This window comes from Serratia sp. LSHTC3 (assembly GCF_057197125.1).
This window is the reverse complement of record NZ_JBXUNP010000001.1, coordinates 302,162-326,480: the sequence shown is the minus strand read 5'-3', so window position 1 is coordinate 326,480 and position 24,319 is coordinate 302,162. Positions and strand designations below refer to the sequence as shown.

Annotated in this window: 21 protein-coding genes, 4 tRNA genes and 1 other RNA gene; 16 read left to right on the top strand and 10 right to left on the bottom strand. The window is 62.0% G+C overall.

The window, feature by feature from the left end; genetic code table 11:
- Window positions 1-275: 275 nt before the first annotated feature.
- Window positions 276-1,061 (top strand): formate/nitrite transporter family protein, encoded by a 786-nt coding sequence (locus AC2CGI_RS01580; RefSeq protein ID WP_076740562.1) that lies wholly within the window; start codon window positions 276-278, stop codon window positions 1,059-1,061.
- A 65-nt stretch (window positions 1,062-1,126) separates the two neighbouring features.
- Here the strand turns inward: AC2CGI_RS01580 and gltX are convergent, their stop codons facing one another.
- A complete protein-coding gene (gene gltX, locus AC2CGI_RS01575; RefSeq protein WP_021505611.1) occupies window positions 1,127-2,542 on the bottom strand; it encodes a glutamate--tRNA ligase in 1,416 nt (471 codons plus the stop codon).
- A gap of 294 nt (window positions 2,543-2,836) precedes the next feature.
- Between gltX and AC2CGI_RS01570 the strand changes: the two genes are divergently transcribed.
- The 9 genes from AC2CGI_RS01570 to AC2CGI_RS01530 all read left to right on the top strand — a co-directional run bounded on the left by AC2CGI_RS01570 (window position 2,837) and on the right by AC2CGI_RS01530 (window position 7,744).
- Window positions 2,837-2,912: transfer RNA gene (locus AC2CGI_RS01570), tRNA-Val, on the top strand.
- 29 nt (window positions 2,913-2,941) lie between these two features.
- Window positions 2,942-3,017: transfer RNA gene (locus AC2CGI_RS01565), tRNA-Val, on the top strand.
- A gap of 39 nt (window positions 3,018-3,056) precedes the next feature.
- Window positions 3,057-3,132, top strand: a tRNA-Val gene (locus tag AC2CGI_RS01560).
- Window positions 3,133-3,139: 7 nt separating this feature from the next.
- Window positions 3,140-3,215, top strand: a tRNA-Lys gene (locus AC2CGI_RS01555).
- Window positions 3,216-3,290: 75 nt separating this feature from the next.
- Window positions 3,291-3,414: non-coding RNA, RtT sRNA (locus AC2CGI_RS01550), on the top strand.
- A gap of 193 nt (window positions 3,415-3,607) precedes the next feature.
- Window positions 3,608-4,615 (top strand): Fe2+-enterobactin ABC transporter substrate-binding protein, encoded by a 1,008-nt coding sequence (gene fepB / locus AC2CGI_RS01545; RefSeq protein ID WP_004936399.1) that lies wholly within the window; start codon window positions 3,608-3,610, stop codon window positions 4,613-4,615.
- 212 nt (window positions 4,616-4,827) lie between these two features.
- Window positions 4,828-5,883 (top strand): Fe(3+)-siderophore ABC transporter permease, encoded by a 1,056-nt coding sequence (fepD, locus tag AC2CGI_RS01540; protein WP_015378660.1) that lies wholly within the window; start codon window positions 4,828-4,830, stop codon window positions 5,881-5,883.
- Complete coding sequence (gene fepG, locus AC2CGI_RS01535; protein WP_004936405.1) at window positions 5,883-6,920, top strand: iron-enterobactin ABC transporter permease; 1,038 nt, start codon at window positions 5,883-5,885, stop codon at window positions 6,918-6,920. The genes fepD and fepG overlap by 1 nt, the downstream gene beginning before the upstream one ends.
- Before the next feature lie 17 nt (window positions 6,921-6,937).
- The gene (locus AC2CGI_RS01530) at window positions 6,938-7,744 is read left to right on the top strand and encodes an ABC transporter ATP-binding protein (RefSeq protein WP_075684646.1); all 807 of its coding nucleotides are present in this window, start codon (window positions 6,938-6,940) and stop codon (window positions 7,742-7,744) included.
- Window positions 7,745-7,772: 28 nt separating this feature from the next.
- On the opposite strand, the gene AC2CGI_RS01525 is transcribed toward AC2CGI_RS01530, so the two are convergent.
- From AC2CGI_RS01525 to budA, 3 genes are all read right to left on the bottom strand, one after another.
- A complete protein-coding gene (locus AC2CGI_RS01525; protein WP_004936411.1) occupies window positions 7,773-9,359 on the bottom strand; it encodes an ABC transporter substrate-binding protein in 1,587 nt (528 codons plus the stop codon).
- A gap of 140 nt (window positions 9,360-9,499) precedes the next feature.
- On the bottom strand, window positions 9,500-11,185 hold the full coding sequence (gene alsS / locus AC2CGI_RS01520) for an acetolactate synthase AlsS (protein ID WP_004936413.1): 1,686 nt from the start codon (window positions 11,183-11,185) through the stop codon (window positions 9,500-9,502).
- 32 nt (window positions 11,186-11,217) lie between these two features.
- Entirely contained in the window at window positions 11,218-11,997 is a 780-nt protein-coding gene (gene budA / locus AC2CGI_RS01515; RefSeq protein ID WP_004936416.1) for an acetolactate decarboxylase, read from the bottom strand.
- Between the two features lie 451 nt (window positions 11,998-12,448).
- Here budA and AC2CGI_RS01510 point away from each other — a divergent pair, with 451 nt between their 5' ends.
- Window positions 12,449-13,351: a LysR family transcriptional regulator gene (locus AC2CGI_RS01510; protein WP_076740561.1), complete on the top strand. Its 903-nt coding sequence runs from the start codon at window positions 12,449-12,451 to the stop codon at window positions 13,349-13,351.
- Here the strand turns inward: AC2CGI_RS01510 and eutC are convergent.
- Both eutC and AC2CGI_RS01500 read right to left on the bottom strand, forming a co-directional pair.
- Window positions 13,330-14,121 carry an ethanolamine ammonia-lyase subunit EutC gene (eutC, locus tag AC2CGI_RS01505; RefSeq protein ID WP_075684645.1) on the bottom strand — a complete coding sequence of 264 codons (792 nt, stop codon included), beginning with the start codon at window positions 14,119-14,121 and terminating at the stop codon, window positions 13,330-13,332. The two genes, AC2CGI_RS01510 and eutC, sit on opposite strands and share 22 nt — an antisense overlap.
- Window positions 14,118-15,503: an ethanolamine ammonia-lyase subunit EutB gene (locus AC2CGI_RS01500; protein WP_015378664.1), complete on the bottom strand. Its 1,386-nt coding sequence runs from the start codon at window positions 15,501-15,503 to the stop codon at window positions 14,118-14,120. Before AC2CGI_RS01500 ends, eutC begins: the two co-directional genes overlap by 4 nt.
- Before the next feature lie 159 nt (window positions 15,504-15,662).
- On the opposite strand from AC2CGI_RS01500, the gene AC2CGI_RS01495 reads away from it, so the two are divergent.
- Together AC2CGI_RS01495 and AC2CGI_RS01490 are read left to right on the top strand one after the other, a co-directional pair.
- Window positions 15,663-16,211, top strand: coding sequence for a nucleotidyltransferase family protein (locus tag AC2CGI_RS01495; protein ID WP_021505616.1), 549 nt, complete (start codon window positions 15,663-15,665; stop codon window positions 16,209-16,211).
- A 52-nt stretch (window positions 16,212-16,263) separates the two neighbouring features.
- Window positions 16,264-16,731 carry a FlxA-like family protein gene (locus AC2CGI_RS01490; RefSeq protein ID WP_021505617.1) on the top strand — a complete coding sequence of 156 codons (468 nt, stop codon included), beginning with the start codon at window positions 16,264-16,266 and terminating at the stop codon, window positions 16,729-16,731.
- Between the two features lies 1 nt (window position 16,732).
- Here the strand turns inward: AC2CGI_RS01490 and AC2CGI_RS01485 are convergent, their stop codons facing one another.
- Window positions 16,733-17,653 carry a LysR family transcriptional regulator gene (locus AC2CGI_RS01485; RefSeq protein WP_021505618.1) on the bottom strand — a complete coding sequence of 307 codons (921 nt, stop codon included), beginning with the start codon at window positions 17,651-17,653 and terminating at the stop codon, window positions 16,733-16,735.
- A 97-nt stretch (window positions 17,654-17,750) separates the two neighbouring features.
- On the opposite strand from AC2CGI_RS01485, the gene AC2CGI_RS01480 reads away from it, so the two are divergent.
- Window positions 17,751-18,749 carry a bile acid:sodium symporter family protein gene (locus tag AC2CGI_RS01480; RefSeq protein ID WP_076740560.1) on the top strand — a complete coding sequence of 333 codons (999 nt, stop codon included), beginning with the start codon at window positions 17,751-17,753 and terminating at the stop codon, window positions 18,747-18,749.
- A gap of 29 nt (window positions 18,750-18,778) precedes the next feature.
- Here AC2CGI_RS01480 and AC2CGI_RS01475 read toward each other — a convergent pair whose 3' ends face one another.
- From AC2CGI_RS01475 to zipA, 3 genes are all read right to left on the bottom strand, one after another.
- Window positions 18,779-18,994: a DUF3820 family protein gene (locus AC2CGI_RS01475; RefSeq protein ID WP_004936441.1), complete on the bottom strand. Its 216-nt coding sequence runs from the start codon at window positions 18,992-18,994 to the stop codon at window positions 18,779-18,781.
- Window positions 18,994-21,015: an NAD-dependent DNA ligase LigA gene (gene ligA / locus AC2CGI_RS01470; protein WP_076740559.1), complete on the bottom strand. Its 2,022-nt coding sequence runs from the start codon at window positions 21,013-21,015 to the stop codon at window positions 18,994-18,996. Before ligA ends, AC2CGI_RS01475 begins: the two co-directional genes overlap by 1 nt.
- 79 nt (window positions 21,016-21,094) lie before the next feature.
- On the bottom strand, window positions 21,095-22,120 hold the full coding sequence (zipA, locus tag AC2CGI_RS01465) for a cell division protein ZipA (RefSeq protein WP_021505621.1): 1,026 nt from the start codon (window positions 22,118-22,120) through the stop codon (window positions 21,095-21,097).
- Between the two features lie 221 nt (window positions 22,121-22,341).
- Here zipA and cysZ point away from each other — a divergent pair, with 221 nt between their 5' ends.
- Window positions 22,342-23,100: a sulfate transporter CysZ gene (gene cysZ, locus AC2CGI_RS01460; RefSeq protein ID WP_033632432.1), complete on the top strand. Its 759-nt coding sequence runs from the start codon at window positions 22,342-22,344 to the stop codon at window positions 23,098-23,100.
- A gap of 185 nt (window positions 23,101-23,285) precedes the next feature.
- Window positions 23,286-24,254, top strand: coding sequence for a cysteine synthase A (gene cysK / locus AC2CGI_RS01455; RefSeq protein ID WP_004936453.1), 969 nt, complete (start codon window positions 23,286-23,288; stop codon window positions 24,252-24,254).
- The last annotated feature ends 65 nt before the right edge of the window (window positions 24,255-24,319 follow it).

Below are 24,319 nucleotides of genomic sequence, written 5' to 3'. Positions count from 1 at the left end.
CATAATATGAAACCCGCTCAAAGCTGTCAACGGCTAAATTGAATTACTGAATCAAGCGTTGAAAAAGCCGCCAAATCAGCATCTTTGGCGCCAAAAAATCATCACTTTGCGCAGAGTTCATCCATTTTGCGCGCTACATCTCAAAATGGCGAAAGACCCTGCATATCACGTTGATTTTTAATTAACGGAATGTTAGCGAAATGCGCTTGAGTCGGACTCCCGAGCGGCATAGACTGCCCGCGCCATAAACTTCATTACTATAAACCGAGTCCGTCATGTCTTTGCATTCACCAAAAGAAATCGCCGCCCTCGCCGTTCAGGCCGGGATAAACAAAAGCCGCGCCCCGCTCGCTAATCTGCTGATTCTGGGCTTTCTCGCCGGCGCCTTTATCGCCACCGGCTTCCTGCTGGATATTCACGTCATCGGCACCCTGCCGGCCGAATGGGGCTCTTTCGGCGCGCTGTTGGGCGCAGCGGTGTTCCCGATCGGCCTGATCCTGACCATTCTGGCCGGCGGCGAACTGCTGACCGGCAACATGATGACCTTGCCAATGGCCTGGTTCGCCCGTGAAATTCCCGCCATCGCCGTGCTGCGCAACTGGTTTTGGGTCACCCTGGCCAACTTCGCCGGCAGCGTAGCCGTCGCCTACTTCTTCGGCCACCTGCTGGGCCTGACCGAAGGCGCGTTTTTACATAAGACGCTGGCGATCGCGCAGGCCAAAGTGGATGCGGACTTCCTGCACGCCTTCATCTCCGGCGTCGGCTGCAACTGGCTGGTGTGCCTGGCGGTGTGGTTAGCCTTCGCCAGCAAAGATGTGCCGGGCAAAGTGATCGGCATGTGGTTCCCGGTCATGGCTTTTGTCGCCATCGGCTTCCAGCACGTGGTGGCGAACATGTTCATCATCCCGGCGGCCATCTTTGCCGGCGGCATGGGCTGGGAGCAGTATCTGCCTAATTTCGTCGCGGTATTTCTCGGCAATGCGCTGGGCGGCGCCGGCTTTGTCGGGCTGATGTATTTCCTCGCCTATCGCCCCGGTTTACCGACCAGCGAACACGCCTGACAACCGCCATGAAAAAAGCCCCGGGATTGCTCCTCGGGGCTTTTTCTTTATGGCGTAGCAGCGAATCAGGCTTGCGCTTCGCGCTCAGCGATGTAAGCCAGCGCCATATCGATGCGCTGCAGCGAACGCTTCTGGCCGATCGCATGCACGGTCACGTCCATGCCCGGCGACTGGCCGGCGCCGGTCACCGCCACGCGCAGCGGCATGCCGACTTTGCCCATGCCGACGCCCAGCTCATCCGCCGTGCCCTGAATGGCGTCGTGCACGTTTTCCGGCGTCCAGACGGTGATGGCGGCCAGCTTGGCGCGCACCGCTTCCAGCGGCTGACGCGCGACCGGACGCAGGTGCTTCTTGGCGGCATCGGCGTCGAACTCGCTGAAGTCTTCGTAGAAGTAACGGCAGGACTCCGCCATCTCTTTCAGCGTCTTGCAGCGCTCGCCCAGCAGCTTGACAATATCCTTCAGTTCCGGCCCGTTGCGGGTTTCAATGCCCAGTTGCTCAACGTGCCATGCCAGATGCACCGCCACTTCTTCCGCCGGCATATGGTTAATGTAGTGGTGGTTCAGCCACTGCAGCTTCTCGGTGTTGAAGGCGCTGGCGGATTTGTTGATCGCTTCCAGCGTGAAGAACTCTTTCATCTCGTCGATGGAGAAGATCTCCTGATCGCCGTGGGACCAGCCCAGACGCACCAGGTAGTTCAGCAGCGCCTGCGGCAGATAGCCGTCGTCGCGGTACTGCATCACGCCCACGGCGCCGTGACGTTTGGACAGCTTTTTACCGTCGTCGCCGAGGATCATCGACACGTGCGCGTATTCCGGCACCGGCGCGCCCAGCGCTTTCAGAATGTTGATCTGGCGCGGGGTGTTGTTGATGTGGTCTTCACCGCGGATCACATGGGTGATTTCCATGTCCCAGTCATCGACAACGACGCAGAAGTTATAGGTTGGCGAACCGTCGGTGCGGCGGATGATCAGATCGTCCAGCTCCTGGTTGCTGAATTCGATCGGGCCGCGAATTTTATCGTCGAAGATCACCGACCCTTCCTGCGGGTTGCGGAAGCGCACCACGTGCGGCTCGTCGTCGGTGTGGCTGCACTGGCTGTCGCGGCAGTGGCCGTCGTAACGCGGCTTTTCGCCATTTTCCATCTGCTTCTCGCGCAGCGCTTCCAGACGTTCCTTGGAGCAATAGCATTTATAGGCCGTGCCCTGCTCCAGCATCTCATCGATGACCGCGTTGTAGCGTTCGAAACGCTTGGTCTGGAAATACGGGCCTTCATCCCAATCCAGGTTCAACCAGTTCATGCCATCCATAATTGCGTCGATCGCGTCCTGGGTAGAACGTTCCAGATCGGTATCTTCGATACGCAGAACGAACTCACCGCCCGCATGGCGGCTGAACAACCAGGAATAAAGTGCGGTACGCGCGCCGCCGACGTGAAGATAGCCGGTCGGGCTCGGTGCAAAACGGGTTTTGATTTTCATTGGGTTCACTGCCTTATTACGCAACGCGTGTCGGCGGTTGCCGACGATTGCTCGGAATTGAAAAAAGAGTGGACGACATTGTATCACCACGCGCTAATTCCTCAACGCCGACACGATATTGCACCGGTCGATTTCGCGCGTTTTGCGGCGAGTTTCGCATAGCATCGCGCAAAGAATCGGCGCTGCTGGCGATTATTATCGCGCCCTGCCTAAATTTGCGGCGAACGATTGAAATCATTTTAAAAACCGTTGACTCACTTTGAACTATCCCTATAATGCGACTCCAACAAGACGGGGCGATTAGCTCAGTTGGTAGAGCATCTCCTTTACACGGAGGGGGTCGGCGGTTCGAGCCCGTCATCGCCCACCATCTTGTTGAGAAAAAATGAGAACGAATGAGGGTGATTAGCTCAGTTGGTAGAGCATCTCCTTTACACGGAGGGGGTCGGCGGTTCGAGCCCGTCATCACCCACCATCATTCTCTCGTTTAGCAGTAACCTGGAAGTCCTGAAGTGGGTGATTAGCTCAGTTGGTAGAGCATCTCCTTTACACGGAGGGGGTCGGCGGTTCGAGCCCGTCATCACCCACCACATCTGCGGGTCGTTAGCTCAGTTGGTAGAGCAGTTGACTTTTAATCAATTGGTCGCAGGTTCGAATCCTGCACGACCCACCAATTCAGAAAAAAGCGCCTTTTGGCGCTTTTTTCGTTTCTGCGCCACCCACCTCTGACTTCATCTTCTCGCAGGCATAGTTTACCGAGTCGTGCAGGATGAAGAACCGTAGAGGTTCGAGCATCGCGCAGCGATACGACAACGCGCAGCGTTGCCCGCAGGGTGAGGCCACAGGCCGAATCAATCCTGCACGACCCACCAATTCAGAAAAAAGCGCCTTTTGGCGCTTTTTTCGTTTCTGCCGTTCGCCTCCCTTTCTTCTTATTCACCACGCGCTGAGATACGAATGGTTATCATTTTGGCGGCTTGAATGGTAAATTAGCCGGCATCCACCACACAGCCAATCCTCAGCCGGATTGATACGCCTTAGTTCAAGGAAAGAAAGAGCCCGCTCATGACCCTATCCTTACGCCAGCTGTTCATTGCATTTATCGCCACTTCCAGCCTGTTGCTCAGCGGCTGCGGCCCGGACGACAAGAGCGACGGACAGAAACCGTCCGCCCCCGCAGCCGACGGCAGTTGGCCGCGCACCATCGACAGCGTCAAAGGGAAATTCACGCTGGAAAAACCGCCGCAGCGCATCGTGTCCACCAGCGTCACCATCACCGGCACGCTGTTGGCTATCGACGCCCCGGTGGTCGCCAGCGCCGCCACCAGCCCAAATCCCCTGGTGGCCGATAAACAAGGTTTCTTTACCCAGTGGAGCGAGGTGGCCAAACAGCGCCACGTCGAGCGGCTGTACCAGGTGGAGCCCAATGCCGAGGCCGTCGCCGCCGCCGCGCCGGATTTGATCGTCGTCGCCGCGACCGGCGGTGATTCGGCGTTGAAACTTTATGACCAGCTGTCCGCCATTGCGCCGACTCTGGTGCTCGACTATGGCGACAAAAGCTGGCAACAGCTGGCCAGCGAGCTCGGCGAGATCACCGGTCATGAAGCCGGCGCCAAACAGGCGGAAGATCGTTTCGAGCAGCGCGTGGAGCAAGTGAAACAGGCGATCGCGCTGCCGCCGCAGCCCACCACTCCGCTGGTGTATGCCGACAACGGCCGCGAGGCCATGCTGTGGACGCCGGGTTCTGCCCAGGGCAAACTGCTGACCCAGCTCGGCTTCCAACTGGCCACCCCGCCGGAAAGCGCCAAAGGCAACACCAGCATGGGTAAACGCCATGACATCATCCAGATCTCCGGCGAAAAAATGGCCGAAGGTCTGAATGGCAAAACCCTGATCCTGTTCGCCACCAATGAGCGCAAAGTGCAAGAGGTGCTGACCAACCCGTTCCTCAAACATCTGGAGCCGGTGGAACAGCGGCACGTCTACGCCGTCGGCAACGACACCTTCCGCCTCGATTACTACAGCGCCACCAACATGCTGAATCAAATCGAACGGTTGTTCAAAAAGCCCTGAATCACGCCGTCGGCAGGTCAGCCCCCTGCCGACACTTTCCGCAAGCGGGGCGAACGTTCACATTCAATCAATTGAAATATCAATAGTTATTAACATTGTCCACGCACCTTTGCCACCAACCGGCGGGTGCATGCGGGCGTAAACTCGTGCTACTATTGCCCCGCATGAACGCAAATAACAATGAGAATAAAAATCATACAGGAGTTACCGGTGTGAACGTACCCACTCCGACTGAGCGGACGCTTTCGTCCGCTCCGCACGCAGCTTACGCCAGTGGCTTCAAACGCATCGCCGGGTTCGGTATCGGTTTGGCGCTGTTGCTGCTGTGCATCATGGCCAGCCTGATGCTGGGTTCCAAAGCCATCCCCTTCCATACCGTCTGGCTCAGCCTGCAGGGCGCCGCGAGCGGTTCCGACAGCACCATCATTCTCAATGCCCGGGTGCCCCGTACGCTGGCGGGCATCCTGGCCGGCATGGCGCTCGGCGCCGCCGGCGCGCTGATCCAGGCGCTGACGCGCAACCCGCTGGCCGATCCCGGCGTGCTCGGCATCAACGCCGGCGCCAGCTTCGCCGTGGTCATCGGCATCATGTTTTTCGGCGCCGCCACCACCGAAAGCTACATGGCCTACGCCTTTGCCGGCGCTGCCCTCACCACCCTGCTGGTCTACCTGATCGGCACGCTAGCGGGCGGGCGCATCAACCCGGTGCGGCTGACGCTGGCCGGCGTGGCGATCGGCGCGGTGCTGCTCGGCATCACCACCGGGCTGTCGCTGATCGATCCGCAAACCTTCGACCAACTGCGCTTCTGGCAGGCCGGCACGCTGGATATCCGCACGCTGTCCACGCTGCCGGTCACCGCCCCCGCCATTTTGCTCGGCTGCCTGCTGACGCTGCTCATCGCCCGGCCGCTGAATACCATCGGCATGGGGGAAGATCTGGCTATCGCACTCGGCGCGCGCGTGGTGCTGACTCAGGTGATCGCGGTGATCGCCATCACGCTGCTGTGCGGCGCGGCGACCGCCACCGTCGGCCCGATCAGTTTCATCGGCCTGATGGTGCCGCATATCGCCCGCTGGTGGGTCGGCCCCGACCAGCGCTGGATCCTGCCCTACTCCATGCTGCTGGCACCGATTTTACTGCTGTGCGCCGACGTGGTCGGCCGCTTGCTGGCGGCCGGTGAACTGCGGGTTTCCATCGTGGCGGCCTTCATCGGCGCGCCGGTGCTGATCTGGCTGGTGCGCCGCAAGAAAACGCTGGGGGGTCTGTGATGAGTCTGCCGCATACGCTGCATATCGGCCGCCCGGACGGCGTCATCAACGGGCGCCTGCCGCTGCGCCTGCTGCTGGTCAACCTTTCACTGTTGGCGCTGTGTCTGGCGATGGCCGTCGCCGCCCTGTGCTACGGCACGCTGCAACTTTCGCTGGAGCAGGTTTTTGCCGCGCTGACCGGCGAGGCGCCGAAAAACCTGGTCACCGTGGTCACCCAATGGCGCTTGCCGCGCATCGCCATGGCGCTGCTGTTAGGCGCCGCGCTCGGCATGAGCGGCGCCATCTTCCAGTCGATTATCCGCAACCCGCTCGGCAGCCCGGACGTGATCGGCTTTAACATGGGGGCTTACACCGGCGCGCTGATCGCCATCACCCTGTTCAACGGCGGCTACTATTACATCGCCGGCGGCGCGCTGGCCGGCGGCATTCTCGCCGCGCTGGCCATCTATCTGCTGGCCTGGCGGCAAGGCATCGCCGGCTTCCGGTTGATCATCGTCGGCATCGCCATAAGCGCGGTGCTGGTCTCCACCAACACCTGGCTGATCATCACCGCCTCGCTCGAGCGCGCCATGGACGCCGCCATGTGGCAGGCCGGTTCGCTCAACGGCATGACCTGGCAAAAAGCCCAGCCCGCCACGGCGTTCATCGTGCTGGCAGCCGCGGCCGCGCTGCTGATGGGCAAACGGCTGCAGCTGCTGGAAATGGGCGATGACACGGCGCGCGCGCTGGGCGTTAACGCCGAAGGCAGCCGGCTGTGGCTGATGCTGTTCGGCGTTACCCTCACCGCCGCCGTCACCGCCACCGCCGGGCCGATTTCCTTTATCGCGCTGGCGGCGCCGCAGATCGCCCGTCGCCTCGCCGGCCAATCCTCGGTCACCCTGACCTCCTCGGCGCTGATGGGCGCGGCGTTGCTGCTCGGCGCCGACGTGGTGTCCCAACATCTTTTCGCGCCGATCCAACTGCCGGTCGGGGTTGTGACCGTCTGCATCGGCGGCCTGTACCTGATTTGGCTGCTCATCCGAGAGGCCCGCAGATAATGAAGAGTGATAATGCCATGAGCCACCGCCTGCACGCCTCGCACCTGAAGCTGGGCTACGACAATAAAATCATCGCTGACGATCTGAGCGTGGCGATCCCCGACGGCGCTTTCACGGTGATTGTCGGGCCGAACGCCTGCGGCAAATCGACGCTGTTGCGCGCCCTGTGCCGCCTGCTGAAACCCAGCGCCGGCGAGGTGATGCTGGACGGCAAGAACATCAGCAGCTTCGCCACCAAGGTGCTGGCGCGCGAGCTTGGGCTGCTGCCGCAAACTTCGATCGCGCCGGACAGCATCACCGTGGCGGATCTGGTGTCGCGCGGCCGCTATCCGCACCAAAGCCTGCTGAAACAGTGGACGCAGGCCGACAAACAGGCGGTGGAAGCCGCCATGGCGGCCACCAACGTCAGCCAGCTGGCGGATCGCAGCGTCGACGAGCTGTCCGGCGGGCAGCGTCAGCGCGTCTGGGTGGCGATGGCGCTGGCGCAGCAAACCCCGCTGCTACTGCTGGATGAGCCGACCACCTATCTGGACATCGCGCACCAGATCGAACTGCTGGATCTGTTCCGCCAGCTCAACCGCGAGCGCGGTCAAACCCTGATCGCGGTGCTGCACGATCTCAACCACGCCTGCCGCTATGCCGATCACATCATCGCCATGCGCGACGGCAAGATCGTGGCGGAAGGGAAACCGGCGGAGATCATCACCGCCGAACTGGTGGAGCGGGTGTTCGGCATGCCGTGCATGATCATCGACGATCCGCTGTCCCACACGCCGCTGGTGATCCCGCGCGGCCGCTACCACTGCGACGCGCCGCAGGCATGAAAAAGGCCGGGTTAACCCGGCCTCTTGGTTATTTCTCCAGCGACACCTGTTTGAAGATGTGTTTGCCGAACGGGTCTATCTCGTAGCCTTTCACTTCCTTGCGCACCGGTTCGAAGATGGTCGAGTGCGCGATCATCAGCGCCGGCATCTGATCGTGCATCACCACCTGTGCCTGCTGATACATCGCCACCCGTTTGGCGTGATCGTTCTCCTCGCGCGCCTGCAGGATCAGCTGGTCGAACGGTTTGTAGCACCATTTCGCCGAGTTGGAGCCGCCGAGCGAAGCGCAGGTGAACAGCGGGCCGAAGAAGTTGTCCGGATCGCCGTTGGCGGTGGTCCAGCCCATCAGCGCGGTCTGGTGCTCGCCGTTTTTAATCCGCTGCAAATACTCGCCCCACTCGAAGGTGACGATTTTGGCGCGCACGCCGATCTTGGCCCAATCGGCCTGGATCATCTCCGCCATGCGCTTGGCGTTGGGGTTATAGGGCCGCTGCACCGGCATCGCCCACAGATCGATATCGAACCCCTGCCCCAGCCCGGCCTCCTGCAGCAGCTGCTTCGCCCGCTCCGGCGAATACGGATAATCTTCAAGCTGCGCGTTGCTGCCCCATTGGGTCGGCGGCAGCAGATTCTTGGCCGGCTGGCCGGCACCGTGGAACACCGCGTCGATGATCGCCGGCTTGTTGACCGCCAGCGCCAACGCCTGGCGCACCTTGACGTTATCCAACGGCTTCTTCTGGGTGTTGAACGCCAGGAAGCCGATATTCAGGCCGGATTTTTCCATCACCTGCAGGTTGCCGTCCTGCCGCATGCGCGCCAGATCCGCCGGGTTGGGGAACGGCATCACCTGGCACTCGTTCTTTTGCAGTTTAGCGTAACGCACCGTCGCATCCGGCGTGATCGAGAACACCAGCCGATCGATCTTCGGTTTGCCTTCCCAGTAGCGGTCGAACGCCTTGTAGAGGATTTTTGCGTCCTTCTGGTACTGCACCAGTTGGAACGGCCCGGTGCCGATCGGATCGTTGTCCACCCGCTGCGGCGTGCCGGCCTTCAGCATCGCGTCGGCATATTCCGCCGATAAAATGGTGGCGAAGTACATGCCCAGATCGGCAACGAACGGCGCCTCGGCGCGGGAGAGCTCAAAGCGCACGGTGTGGTCATCCACCTTGACGATCCGGTCAATCAGCGTGCCGAACTCCATCGACTCGAAGTTGGTGTAGGCACCGTTGGAGACCTTGTGATACGGGTTGTTGGCGTCCTTCTGGCGCATAAACGAGAAGATGACGTCATCCGCGTTGAAATCGCGGGTGGGGGTAAAATATTTATTGCTCTGGAATGCCACGCCCTTGCGCAGGTGGAAGGTATAGCGCTTGCCGTCTTCGCTGACCTCCCAGCTTTCCGCCAGGCTGGGTTGCAGCTCGACGGTACCGGGTTTGAAATCCACCAGCCGGTTATAGATCGCCGCCGAGCTGGCATCCACCGTGGTGCCGGAGGTGAACAGCTGCGGGTTGAAGCCTTCCGGCGAGCCTTCAGAACAGTAGACCAGCGTATTGGCCCGCGCGCCGCCGGCAATCGCCAACGCCAGCAGCCCGATCGTTATTGCTTTTCTTTTCATTGCGCTATCCCCAGTGGTGAAAAAACAGCCCAACGGATAGCAATAAATCATGCAGTTAGCGATGTAAAGGACAAATTCCGCGCATAAAAACGGGCAGGCGCGCAAGCGGCCTGCCCCGGTGAAACCACGCGATGATGAAATTAAATCATCTGGCTGAAGTTCATCTGCGCCATCAGCTTATAGTTGTCGGCGTAGTCGACCGGAATGGCCACCACCACCGGCCCCTGGATCGCCATCGCCTTGCGCAGCATCGGCCGCAGATCGTCCACCGACTGCACGGCGAAACCGACCGCGCCGCAGGATTCCGCATAGGCCTTGAAGTCAATCGGCCCGAACTCCACGCCGGATTTGCGCTGGTATTTGTTCACTTCCTGCATCTCCACCATGTTGTAGGCGTTATCGACCCAGATCACGTGCACGATGTTGTTTTTCAGCCGCACCGCGGTCTCCAGCTCCATGCTCGACTGCATGAAGCCGCCGTCGCCGGAGATCGACACCACCTTGTCGCCGGGGCGCACCAACGCCGCGCCGATGGCCCACGGCAGCGCCACCCCCATGGTTTGCTGGCCGTTGGAGATCAACAGCTGGCGGGCGCGGAAGCTGTAAAGATAGCGGGCGATCCAGATGTGGAAACTGCCCATGTCCACGCACAGCGTCACGTCGTCGCTGACGATGTCCTGCAGCTCCTTGACGATGCGCAGCGGGTGGATCGGCATGCCGCCGCGGCGCGCGGCGCGCTCCGCCAGTTCAGTGCGCTGGCGGCCGAGATCGGTGAGGATCAGCTCCACCTCCGGCGGCACGCAGACCGCCTCATTGAACGTTTCAGTCATCATGTTCAACGTGGCGCTGATGTTGCCCACCAGTTCGACGTCCGGCCGATAGCAGGTGTCGATATCCGCCGGCAGCACGTCGATGTGCACCAGTTTCAGCCGCCCATGACTGTTCCACATGCAGGGATCGTATTCGATCGGATCATAGCCGACGCTCACCACCAGATCGGCCTTCTGCAACAGCTGATCGGCCGGCTGATTGTTGAACAGGCCAACGCGGCCGGCGAAACGGGCGAAGTGGTTGACGTCAATCACCCCCGCCGCCTGATAGGTGCCGACCACCGGCATGTGGGTGCGGTACAGCAGATGGCGCACCGCCTCGCTGTTCTCCGGCCGGCTGGCCTGCAAACCGAGCAGCAATACCGGGCATTTGGCCTGGCGGATCAGCTTCACCGCCGCCTGGATGTCGTCCGCCGCCGCGGCCCCCATGCGCGGCAAGCGGCAGCCGGCCAACACCGGCGCGCTGACCGGTTCATTGACGATATCCATCGGCAGGCTGACGAACGAGGCTCCCGGGCGGCCGAACTCGGCGCGGCGGAAGGCGTTGGCGATCACCTCGGAAATCGCCGAACCGGCGTGCACTTCGGCGCAATACTTGGTCACCGGCCGGAACATGCTGACGGTATCCATGCTCTGGTGTGTCTGCTTCAGGCTGTCGGCGCGCTTCACCGCCCCGCCAAAGGCCACTACCGCGTCCCCCTCCGAGGTGGCGGTGGCCAGCCCGGTGATCAGGTTGGAGCTGCCCGGCCCGGAGGTGACCAGCGCCACCCCGGCCTTGCCGGTCAGGCGGCCGACCGCCGCCGCCATAAAGGCCGCGTTGGCCTCATGCCGCACCACCACCGTTTCAATCGATGGCGCGTCCTCCAGCGAGTCGAACACCCGGTCGATCTTGGCGCCCGGAATGCCGAAAACGTGTTTGACGCCCTGTGCTTCCAGATTTTTCACCACCAAATCGGCGCCGCATTGCCAGTCATTGCCTGTTTTTTCCTGTGCCATGGTTCCACCTCCTAAGAAAACGATCGCCGGGGTTAGCCCTCGGCGGAACGAATCGCGCGATCCAAATCCTCTGGGCAGAGGTTGGCGCGCAAGAAATCCGCATCATGCGGCAACTGAAGATTGAGACGGGTGATGACGCCGAACTGCAGGCGGCCGTGATCGAGCTGGTAATCCAGCACGTGGCCGCCGCCGCTGCGGTCGTCGGTAACGAAGTGTTCGTGATAGCCGGCCACGCCGATGCCCTGCATGTAATCCGGCGAGCGGAAGCCGACCAGCGTGCCGCGCCGTTGATGAAACGAGAAGGTCGGCTGCTCTTCTATCGCTTCCAGCATCGGGCGATAGGGCCGTTCCTGACGCGGCACGGTGCGGGTTTCCACGTGGCTGAACTCACCGTCGACCCGCACCGCGCAAAACAGGTTCGGCGAGGCGACCTGTTCATCGATGCACTGGTGCAGCTGCGCCTTGGTGATCGGCCGGTCGAACTGCTGGCTGATACTGGGCTGGAAAAAGGTGACGACGGCGAAAGGGGTTTTCTGTTGCAAACCGGCTGGGCGGGCGCTGCCGTCGGCGCGCAGCTGGTGTATTTCCTGGTCGAAAGCGATCAGTTCGCCGTCCAGGTGATTGAAGGTGCCGAGGCCGAAATCACCGTGTTTGAGCAACTCGGCAATGGTGGTTTCACCCTCGTAGACCCCGTCGATGAGCGCGCTCATCAGCGAGATTTGATAGATTTCGCCCTCCCCGGCGTTGATCGACTGCCTGGCAAAACCCTGCGCCAAATGGCGCGCACAGGAACACCCGTGTTTTTCGTTCATGACTCACTCCTCCACCAGCGCGGGATCGCGATTCCGCGCGTTCAAAAGACCCACCGACGGTGGGCCAAGATGCCCCCCAAGGCGCGTTCATCAGTTGGAACGATTCAGCCTAAGGCGACAAAAAAACCGGCACGGCTGGCCGGCCGATATCCAGAACCCACGGCATGACGTGTGAAAGTAAAGGCTCACTAATCATTAATGCCAAGTCGGATATCAAATTGAACGGTTAATCTGGTGTTGGAGCGACAATCAACTCCGCAGGCGGCTCATGCAGCCTGGGAAAAACATCTGTTATTTAGTGCTAAGCGCCGCGAGGTTTATGCGTTTTCTCTCTATACGGCCGGGATAAGGCGGCGTTGAAGCCCGTCGTCAACCCGCAGCCAGAGTAGCCGCAGCGCCGCCGACAGAGAAGCGGGTATTCATAAGAAACGCTTTTGCATATAATGCAAAAATGAATGACGCCCGTTATGTTGAACATCTGCCGATTTTTCTCGACGTGGCCCGCCTGGGCAGCTTTTCCGCCGCCGCTCGCCGGCTGGGCATGGTGCCCTCCTCGCTGGTGCGCCATATCGACGCCCTGGAAAGCGCGCTCGGCGCCACGCTGTTCGTCCGCTCCACCCGTGGGCTGCTGCTGACCGACGCCGGCGAGCTGCTGCTGACGCGCGCAGCCGCGCTGATGACGGACATTACCGGCATTCACGCCGAGCTGAACGCGCTGAACGAAACGCCGCAGGGCACGCTGCGCATCAGCTGCCTGCCGACCTTCGGCAAAACCTATGTGCTGCCGCTGCTGCCGACGCTGGCGGAACGCTATCCTCAGCTGTCTATCGATCTCGATCTGACCGAACGCCAGACCGATCCGACGCAGGAACGGCTGGACGCCGCCCTCCGCATCGGCGAACAGAAGGACAGCGCGCTGTACGCCAGCCGTATCGCCACCCAACGCTGGGTGATGTGCGCCAGCCCCGCCTACGTCGCCCGCTATGGCCTGCCGAGCGATCTGGAAGCGTTGCCGCAGCATCGGCTGATCGCCCGCTACCACAAACAGCAGCCGGCCTGCTGGGCGCAGATCCTCGACGCGGCGCTGATGAGCCGCTGCACCATGGCGCTGCGCTGCGACGACTTCACCGCGCAGCGCCAGGCGGCGCAGCTCGGCCTCGGCATCGCCTTCCTGCCCAACTGGGTGGTGGGGCCAGACGTGCAGAATGGGCAACTGGTTCAGATGCTCGAAGATCCGCGCCATGAGCAGCAAGGCATCTATCTGCTGCGCCCGATGGCGAAGGTGTCCGCCCGGCTGGCGGCCTTCACCGCCCTGCTGCAGCAAACCCTCGGTCAGCCGCCCAACTGGGGGTAAAGCGGTGTCACCCGGTTGTGCAGCGCCGGATTGTCGCTCTCGTCCTTCAGCTCGATGCCGCTCAGCCGCCGCTGGAACGCCTGCTCCAGCAGCCAGGCCAGACGGAACGCCGCCTGCGGGTAATCCAGCCCCTCCGGCCGCACGTTGGAGATGCAGTTACGCTCGGCGTCCGTTCTGCGCGCATTCGGCTCCCAGGTCAAATAAATGCCCAGGCTGTCCGGCGACGACAGCCCCGGCCGTTCGCCGATCAGCACCGCCACCGCCCGGGTCTGCAGGCACTCGCCGATCTCATCCCCCAGCGCCACTCGCGCCTGATGCGCCAACACCACCGGCGCGATCGCCAGCCCCAATGTATCGAGATAGGGCCGCAGCGCCTGCAGCAGCGGCAATGCCTGGCGGTGCACCGCCTTGGAAGAAAGGCCGTCCGCCACCACCAGCAGCAGATCGGTCCGGCGCGGCGGCACGCCGAGCAGCAGGCGGCGGCTGTCCGGCGCCAATCGCCGCCCCAGATCCGGACGGCGCAGATAGGCGGCGCGGTCGGCGGCCTGGCTGTGCACCGCCAGCGTGGGCCAACCGGCATCGTGCAGATCCGCCGCCAGCCGTTCGCTGTCGAAAGGCTGATGCACCGCGTCGCGCGCCTGGGCATGGGCCAGGCCGAAGCGCAGCAGCTCGTCGGTCGGCAGGCTGGCGCCGGTGCGCCCCAACGCGATGCGCGCGTCGGTAAAGGCGCGCAGCGAGTCCCAACTGTTGACGTGAACCGGTTTGCTCATGTGCGTTCTCCCTGCAGCGCCAGCAACAGCGGGTGATTGGCGGCGGCGTCGCGCAGCCGCCCGCGCTCGTCGGTGATGTTCATCGCCGCCAGCCAGGCGGCGAACTCCGGCGCGTGCTTCAGCCCCAGCAGTTCGCGGATATAGAGCGCGTCGTGGAACGAGGTGCTTTGGTAGTTGAGCATGATGTCGTCCGCGCCCGGCACGCCGATCAGGAACGTCAGCCCGGCGGCGGCCAACAGCGTCAGCAGCGTGTCCATGTCGTCCTGATCGGCTTCGGCATGGTTGGTGTAGCAGACGTCGCAGCCCAGCGGCAGGCCGAGCAGCTTGCCGCAGAAATGATCCTCCAGCCCGGCGCGGATAATTTGTTTGCCGTCATACAGGTATTCGGGGCCGATAAACCCCACCACGGTATTGATCAGCAGCGGCGAGAAATGGCGCGCCACCGCATAGGCGCGCGCCTCACAGGTCTGCTGATCGACGCCGTGATGCGCGTTGGCGGACAGGCAACTGCCCTGCCCGGTTTCGAAATACATCACGTTATCGCCCAGCGTGCCGCGCCTGAGGCTCAGCGCCGCCTGCTGCGCTTCCGCCAGCAGCGCCAGGCTGATGCCGAAACCGCGATTGGCCGCTTCGGTACCGGCGATCGACTGAAACACCAGATCCACCGGCGTGCCGCGCTCCATCAGCCGCAGCGTGTTGGTCACGTGGGTCAGCACGCAGGATTGGGTGGGTATGGCGAAGCGCTGGATCACGTCGTCCAGCATGTAGTTGAGCTTTTCCAGCAGCGGCAGGCTGTCGCTGGCCGGGTTGATGCCGACCACCGCGTCGCCGCTGCCGTACAGCAGACCGTCCAGCATGCTGGCGGCGATGCCCTGCAGGCTGTCGGTCGGGTGATTGGGCTGCAGCCGCACGCTGAGGTGGCCCGGCAGGCCAATCGTATTGCGAAAGCGCGTCACCACCCGGCATTTCTTCGCCACCAGGATCAGATCCTGATTGCGCATGATCTTGCTTACCGCTGCCGCCATCTCCGGCGTAATGCCGGCGGCCACCTGCGCCAGCATGGCGCTGTCCGCCTGCTCGCTCAGCAGCCAGTCGCGAAAATCGCCGACCGTGAGGTGCGAGATGGGCTCAAAGGCGGCGGCGTCGTGGCTGTCGATAATCAGGCGCGTCACCTCGTCCTGTTCGTACGGCACCAGCACCTGCTGCAGGAACGCCTTGAGCGGCACATCCGCCAGCGCGATGCGCGCCGCCATGCGCTCTTCGGCGCTCTCCGCCGCCACCTCCGCCAGATAATCGCCGGAACGCGCCGGCGATGCTTTCGCCATCAGCTGGCGCAGATCGCCAAAGCGATAGCCGCGTTGGCCCACCGTTGCCTGAAACATAGCCCCCTCCCTTGCCCTGCGTGACGAGATAAAAGCCCTGCACCAAGTGTAGTCAGTGGGAAAAGAAAATTATTTTGCACGCGATCGCCACCATCACGCTTTCCCCCATTTCACCCGTTGCCGCTTCGGGTTACAGTAGCCGCGAAAACAGGAGGGGTGATGGATCCGCAACGGCAAATTATCGACTGGCTGCAACAAGATAACGCACGCATGGCCGCCCTGCGCACCGTGCGCCGGCTCGGCCTGAATGACTGGTGCCTCGGCGCAGGCTTTGTGCGCAATCTGGTGTGGGATCGCCGCCATGGCTATACGGAGCCCACGCCGCTCAACGATATCGACGTGATCCACTTCGATGCGGAGCGTGCGGACGCCGAACGCGATCGCATGCTGGAGGCGCGGCTGCAACAGTGGCTGCCGCGACCTTGGTCGGTCAAGAACCAGGCGCGCATGCACCTGCGCAGCGGCCGCGCGCCCTACCGCAACAGCGAAGAGGCCATCAGCTTCTGGACCGAAGTGGAAACGGCGATCGGCGCGCGCCTGAACGCCGACGACAGCATCACGCTGGTCGCCCCTTTCGGGCTCGCGGCGCTGTTCAACGACACCATTACCTTCAACGTGAAAAATGGCGATCGCACGGCCTATGCCCAGCGGGTGCTCGACAAAGGCTGGCTGCTGCGCTGGCCGCGTCTGCAGCAGGTAAAGATTTAGCCGCCGCTGCCGATACCCTGAACAGCGATATACCGACTCAGGGAGAGCATTCATGTCGACCACCATCACCATGATCGTACCGATCAAAAATACCGTTCCCGGCGTCAGCAACGTGTTCAGCGCGCCGGGCCATCAGGGCGAATTGCTGATGGCCAAACCGGTCAACAACCAGCCGCAAGGCGGCAAGATGGAGAAAAACGAACGCGCCAACGGCAATGACGAACCGGTCAACCTCAATGAAAGCCGCGCCTCGGCCCGCATCAAGGCGCTGAACCGGCAGATTCAGGCGCTGCAGCAAAAGCTGGTGGAACTGAAGGATTCCGACGCCGATCCCAAAGAGATCGAAAAGCAGAAGCAGCTGATCGAAGCGCAGATCAAGATGTTGCAGGCCGAGATCGCACGCATCCAGAAAGAAGAAATGGAAAAGCAGCAGCAGGAGCAAATGGAAAAAGCCGCGGCGAAATCCGGCGACGGCGTAAACCGCCCAACGCCGCTCAACGCCGTGGATGTCTATATCTGAGTCAATATTCCGCGTTTTCCCGCCGGCGCTGGTGCAGCAGCGCCGCCTGCTGACGCGCCACCTGCCAGATGGCCTCCGCCGCCGGCGTCAGTGAGCGGTTCTTGCGCCGCACCAGCATCAGCGCGCGGTTAATTTCCGGCACCAGCCGCCGCACCCGGAGCCGCCCCCCTTCCGGCAACGGCAGCGCCAACGCCGGGAAAATGCTGATGCCAATCCCCTCCGCCACCATCGGGAACAACGTGGCCGGATGGCCGATTTCCTGCACCACCTGCGCCTCCACGCCCTGCTGTCTCAGCGCACTGTCGATCAGCGGCCGGCTGCCCGACGCATAGTCCTGCAACACCAGGCGGCAGCCGTTTAGCGCCGACCAACGCACCTCTTGCTGCTCAGCAAACGGGTGATCGTCGCGGCACAGCAGCAGAAACGGTTCATGCAGCACCGCTTCGCACTCCAGATCCACCGCCTGCACCGGATCGACCACGATACCGAAATCCACCTCGGCGTTACGCACGCTGTGCAGCACCTGCTGCTGCGCCTGATCGCGCAGCATGATGCGGATCTCCGGGTATTCACGCTCGCCGGCGGCGATGCACTGCGGCATCAGATGGGCGGAAATGGTCTGGCTCGTCGCCACCCGCACCGTACCGCTGCGCTGTACGCCAAAGCTGCGCACATCCAGCAGAGTGGTCTGCAGCTCGTCCAGCAACCGTTCGACCCGGTTGGCCAGCCGCAGGCCGGCATCGGTCAACACCACTTCACGCGTGGTGCGATCCAGCAGGCGAACGCCGACCTCCGCTTCCAGCTCTTTCACGCTGTGGCTGACCGCCGATTGCGTCAGGCCGATCGCCTCACCGGCGCGGCTGAAGCTGCCGTGGCGGGCGATGGCGACGAACACCCGCAGCTGTTTGAGTGAATAATTCATGTGTTTTATTCATATATGAATTAAATAAATCAATTTAATTATTATATGTCCGCGCGGGAGAATAGCCCCATCGATTTTCTACCCTGAGCGCACCGCCATGAGATTTCTGCCCGATCGTTTTACCCTGACGCTGATCGCTACCGTGCTGCTGGCGTCGTTCCTGCCGGCGCGCGGCGAGTTCGTCGGCTGGCTCAACGCCCTGACCATCGCCGCCATCGCCCTGCTGTTCTTCATGCACGGCGCCAAGCTGTCGCGCGAGGCCATCCTGGCCGGCAGCAACAACTGGCGGCTGCATCTGTGGGTGATGTGCAGCACCTTCATCATTTTTCCGGCGCTGGGCATGCTGTTCGCCTGGTGGGCGCCGATCGACGTCAGCCCCGAGCTGTACGCCGGTTTTATCTACCTGTGCATCCTGCCGGCCACCGTGCAGTCGGCCATCGCCTTCACCTCGCTGGCGGGCGGCAACGTGGCGGCGGCGGTGTGCAGCGCCTCCGCTTCCAGCCTGCTGGGGATCTTCGTGTCGCCGCTGCTGGTCGGCCTGCTGATGAATGTGCACGGCGATACCGGCAGCCTGCGGCAGGTGGGCTCGATCGTGCTGCAGCTGCTGGTGCCGTTCGTCGCCGGTCACCTGCTGCGGCCGCTGATCGGCGGCTGGATCGAACGCCATCGGCCGCTTATCGGTAAAACCGATCAGACCTCGATTCTGCTGGTGGTGTACGCCGCCTTCAGCGAGGCGGTGACGCACGGCATCTGGCATCAGGTAGGGATGGGCTCACTGGCGTTTATCGTCGGCGGCAGCATCGTGCTGCTGGCGATCGTGCTAGTGGTAAACACTTACATGGCGCGCTGGCTGGGGTTCAGCAAAGCGGACGAGATCACCATCGTATTCTGCGGTTCGAAGAAGAGCCTGGCGAACGGCATTCCGATGGCCAATATCCTGTTCTCGACGGCGACGGTGGGGATCATGGTGCTGCCGCTGATGGTGTTCCATCAGGTGCAGTTGATGACCTGTGCAGTGCTGGCCAAAAGGTATCAGCGCAAGCAGCGGGCACAACAGGCAGTGCCCAACGCCAACGCGCAGGCGTCGCGCGGGTAAAAAAAAAAGACGGGCCGAGGCCCGTCAGTTCAGCTTTTCTTCAGCGGCTTGACCAGGTGGTCAAGCCCTTCGATTTTAATCGCCAGCGTCATCTCCATCAGCATGCCGAGCTTGCCTTTGGGGAATTCACCCTTGCGGGCGAACCACAGCAGGTACTCTTCGGGCAGATCGATCAGCACCCGCCCCTGGTACTTGCCGAACGGCATCACGGTATTGGCGATCTCCAGCAGGTTTTCTTTTTCCATCACTCACCCAGCAGGCGGATCATTTCCGCTTCGTCGATCACGGCGATACCCAGCTCCTGCGCCTTCGCCAGCTTGGAGCCGGCCGCCTCGCCGGCGATCACCAGGTCGGTTTTCTTCGACACGCTGCCGCTGACCTTGGCGCCCAGCGCCGTCAGGCGATCTTTGGCCTCGTCGCGCGACAGCTGGCTCAGCGAGCCGGTCAGCACCACGGTTTTGCCGGCGAACGGGCTGTCTATCTCTTCCGCCACCACCACCACCGGCGCCGGCCAGCGGATGCCGATCTCGGCGCCCACCAGCTCGTTGATCACCTGCTGATTGAGCGCTTCATCGAGGAAATTGCGGGTGTGTTTGGCCACCACTTCGCCGACATCCGGCACCTCTTTCAGCGCCTCAATGTCGGCGGCGAACAGCTTCTCCAGCGAACCGAAATGCGCGGCCAGGTTGGCGGCGGTCGCTTCACCGACCTCGCGAATGCCGAGCGCATACAGGAAGCGAGCGAAGGTGGTCTGCTTGGATTTCTCCAGCGCGTTGACCAGATTCTGCGCCGATTTCGGCCCCATGCGATCCAGGCCGGTCAGAATGCCGGCGGACAGGCGGAACAGATCGGCCGGGTTCTTCACGTACTCCTTGTCCACCAGCTGCTCGATGATCTTGTCGCCCATACCTTCAACGTCCAGCGCGCGGCGGGAAACGAAATGCTTCAACGCCTCTTTGCGCTGCGCGCCGCAGATAAGACCGCCGGTGCAACGCGCCACGGCCTCGCCTTCCACGCGCTCAACGTCGGAGCCGCACACCGGACAGTGCAGCGGGAACACCACTTCGCGCGCATCCTGTGGCCGGCGGTCTTCCAGCACGCCCACCACCTGCGGGATCACGTCGCCGGCGCGGCGCACGATCACCGTATCGCCGATGCGCAGCCCCAACCGCTCAATTTCATCGGCGTTGTGCAAGGTGGCGTTGCTGACGGTCACCCCGGCCACCAGCACCGGCTCAAGGCGCGCCACCGGCGTAATCGCGCCGGTGCGGCCAACCTGAAACTCCACTTCGCGCACCACGGTGATCTGCTCCTGCGCCGGGAATTTGAACGCCGTCGCCCAGCGCGGCGCACGCGCCACGAAGCCCAGCGTTTCCTGCAGATCGATGTCGTCAATCTTGATCACCACGCCGTCAATATCGAAACCGAGCTGTGCGCGGTCCTGCTCAACCTGGCGATAGAACGCCAGCACTTCCTCGCTGCCGGTGCGGCGCTGGGCGCGATCGCTGACCGGCAAGCCCCAGGCCTTGAACTGCATCAGGCGCTCAAAGTGGCTGCGCGGCAGCTCGCCGCCTTCCAGCAGGCCAACGCCATAGCAGAAGAAGGTCAGCGGGCGTTTGGCGGTAATGCGCGGATCGAGCTGGCGCAGCGAGCCGGCGGCGGCGTTGCGCGGGTTGGCGAATACCTTGCCGTCTTTGCGCCGGGCTTCTTCGTTCATCTGTTCAAACCCGGCCTGCGGCATGAACACTTCGCCACGCACTTCCAGCCGGCGCGGGATGTTGTCGCCGGTCAGGCGCAGCGGGATGGCGCGAATGGTGCGCACGTTGGAGGTGATGTTCTCGCCGGTGGTGCCGTCGCCGCGCGTCGCCGCGCGCACCAGCTCGCCGTCTTCATACAGCAGGCTGACCGCCAGGCCGTCCAGCTTCAGCTCGCAGCAGAAGGTCAGCGGATCGCTGCTTTTGAGCCTGTCCTGCACGCGCTTGTAAAACGCCAGGAAGCTCTCTTCGTCAAACACGTTGTCCAGCGACAGCATCGGCACTTCGTGACGCACCTGGTCGAACGCCGCCAGCGGCGCCGCGCCCACGCGCTGGGTCGGCGAATCGGCGGTGATCAGCTCCGGATGCGCGCTCTCCAGCTCGCGCAGCTCGCGCATCAGGCGGTCATATTCCGCATCCGGCACTTCCGGCGCATCCAGCACATGATACTGGTATTCATGATGGCGCAGTGTGGCTCGTAGTTGATTGATTTGTTGGATTATCGATTCCATGGCTCACCATCAAAGATAAAAAACCCCCGGCTAGCGGGGGCTTTGTTGTTACGGATGTTCAGTGCGCGCGGCAATCCGGTCAGGCGTTGTTTTCCAACACTTCACGGATACGCGCTTTGTAGGTTTCCAGCTTCTGCGGCGTCATCATGCGACGCTCGTCGTCCAGCACCACGCCGCCCACGTCGTCGGCGATGCGCTGTGCCGACTGCAGCATCAGCTTGAAGTTCTGATTGGCGTCGCCGTAAGACGGCACCATCATGAACATCGACACGCCCGGTGTGGAGAAGTCGGACATCATGTCAGGATCGAACGACCCCGGCTTGACCATGTTCGCCAGGCTGAACAGCACCGGGCCGCTGCCGGCCGGGCTGATATGGCGGTGGAAGATGCCCATCTCGCCAAACTGGAAGCCCGCCTGCAACACGCTCTGCAGCAGCACTTCGCCGCCGATTACGCCGCCCTGATGGGCCGCGACGTGCAGCACCAGCACGGTCTCTTTCAGCTTGGCCTGAATTGGCGCAGCCGCCGGCTGTTGTGGCTGTGGCGCAGGCTCCTGCGCCGGCTTCACTTCCGGCGCGGGCTGCACAGGGGCCGGCTCGGCGTGGAATGCCGGTTCAGCCCCCTGCGGCGCCTCATGTTCATGCGGCAGATCGTCGACGCGCGGCTCACGGCGCGCGGCCGGTTGCGGTTGCTGCGGTTCGGCCGGTTCTTCGTCCGGCGCGTAGTTGTTCAGCAGGATGTCATCGTACTCCGGCCGCTGAGACAGCGGAGGCGGCGTCTGATGAGCAGTCGGCTGAACGGCGCGGGGCGCAGGCGCAGCCGCCGGAGCGGGCTTCGGCGCGGCCACGGGTTCTTCGCGTGCGGCATCGAAATGGCCGAATGACGGCTCGTCTTGCGGGTGAGCGGCGCGTACGCGCACCTCACCGACGCCTTCTTCGAGATCGTCGATCGGAGTTTGTTCACGTTCCTTTTGGGAACGTTTGGCTGGGCGATCGCGGAAGAGCGCTGACCGTTCTTTGCGACTGGTCCACAGACCGTGCAATAACAGCGCTATTATGGCGATCGCGCCAACAACGATTAATATCAGACGCAAATCCTGCATCATTGCTATCTCTGTTGTTCCAATACATTGCCACCGCGGCAAACATTCACTCTTTAACTCTATTTGCCCGCGCACACAAGTGCAAGTCCGTGCTGAACTTTATGCCAATAAAGATGATTATACTGCCTTTTTCTGCTGGTTTTTCAGCCAACCCTACCCTAGCCAGTGGAAAATCATCCCTATATGATAATGATGCCTGTTCAGACAACGAGATAACTTAAGATATGTCCTATACGCAGCCCTCTCCCCGATCGACCAGCGGCATTCACTATTTCGCCGAAGGCTGGCGCCTGATTTCACGCCCGGGGATTAAACGCTATGTGGTTCTGCCGTTGCTGGTCAACGTGCTGCTGATGGGTTCCGCTTTCTGGTGGCTGTTCAGCCGCCTCGGCGACTGGATCCCGGCGATGATGAGCCACGTTCCCGACTGGCTGCAATGGTTGAGCTACCTGCTGTGGCCGCTGGCGGTCATTTCGGTACTGCTGGTGTTCAGCTATCTGTTCAGCACCATCACCAATCTTATTGCCGCGCCGTTCTGCGGCCTGCTGGCCGAACAGCTCGAAGGCAGCCTGACCGGCAAACCGCTGCCGGATACCGGCCTGCTCGGCATCGCCAAAGATCTACCGCGCATCATGGCGCGCGAATGGCGCAAGCTGATGTATTACCTGCCGCGCGCGCTGCTGTTGCTGGCGCTGTACTTCGTGCCCGGCATCGGTCAAACGGTGGCGCCGGTGCTGTGGTTCCTGTTCAGCGCCTGGATGCTGGCGATCCAGTATTGCGACTATCCGTTCGACAACCACAAGGTGAGCTTTGCCGATATGCGCCGCGCACTGCGCCAGCACAAAACCGACAACCTGCAGTTCGGCGCGCTGGTCAGCCTGTTCACCATGATCCCGATCCTCAACCTGGTGATCCTGCCGGTCGCCGTCTGCGGCGCCACCGCGATGTGGGTCGATCGCTACCGCTCGCAATTCGTCCGATAACCGCCGTTTTTTGCCGCCGATAGCGCGGAAATTTTCGACAGGGCGCGCATTTCGCGCCCTTATCATTGTGCTTAAAACTTATTTCCTAATAACATATAGATATACCAATTCTTTACTTCCCTGCCGGTACTGTTAGCGTATGCTTTCGATGTTCCCCACATTTTCATAGAGTTAAAGGACGGGCTATGAGCAAGATATATGAAGACAACTCATTAACAATCGGCCATACGCCGCTGGTTCGTCTGAACCGTATCGGCAACGGACGCATTCTGGCCAAGGTTGAATCACGCAACCCGAGCTTCAGCGTCAAATGCCGCATCGGTGCCAATATGATTTGGGATGCGGAACAACGCGGCGTGCTGACCGCCGGTAAAGAACTGGTGGAGCCGACCAGCGGCAACACCGGCATCGCGCTGGCCTTCGTCGCCGCCGCGCGCGGTTACAAGCTGACGCTGACCATGCCGGAAACCATGAGCATCGAGCGCCGCAAGCTGCTCAAGGCGCTGGGCGCCAACCTGGTGCTGACCGAAGGGGCGAAAGGCATGAAGGGCGCCATCGCCAAGGCGGAAGAGATCGTCGCCACCGATCCGAACCGTTACCTGATCCTGCAACAGTTCAGCAACCCGGCCAACCCGGCCATCCATGAAAAAACCACCGGCCCGGAAATCTGGGAAGACACCGACGGGGAAGTCGACGTGTTCATCTCCGGCGTCGGCACCGGCGGCACGTTGACCGGCGTTAGCCGCTACATCAAAAACACCAAAGGCAAAGCCATCACCACCGTGGCGGTAGAGCCGACCGACTCGCCGGTCATCAGCCAGGCGCTGGCCGGTGAAGAGCTGAAGCCGGGCCCGCACAAGATCCAGGGCATCGGCGCCGGCTTCATTCCGGGCAACCTCGATCTGGATCTGGTGGATCGCGTCGAGAAAGTCTCCAACGACGAAGCCATCAGCATGGCGCGCCGCCTGATGGACGAAGAAGGCATCCTGGCGGGCATCTCCTCCGGCGCAGCGGTCGCGGCGGCGGTGAAACTGGCCGAAGAACCGGCGTTCGCCGACAAGACTATCGTGGTCATCCTGCCCTCTTCCGGCGAACGTTATCTCAGCACCGCGCTGTTCGCCGATCTGTTCACCGAGCAGGAATTGCAGCAGTAATTCCGCCACTGCACAAATCGCTAAAAAAGCACCCTGCAGGGTGCTTTTTTGTGGACTGGATCAAA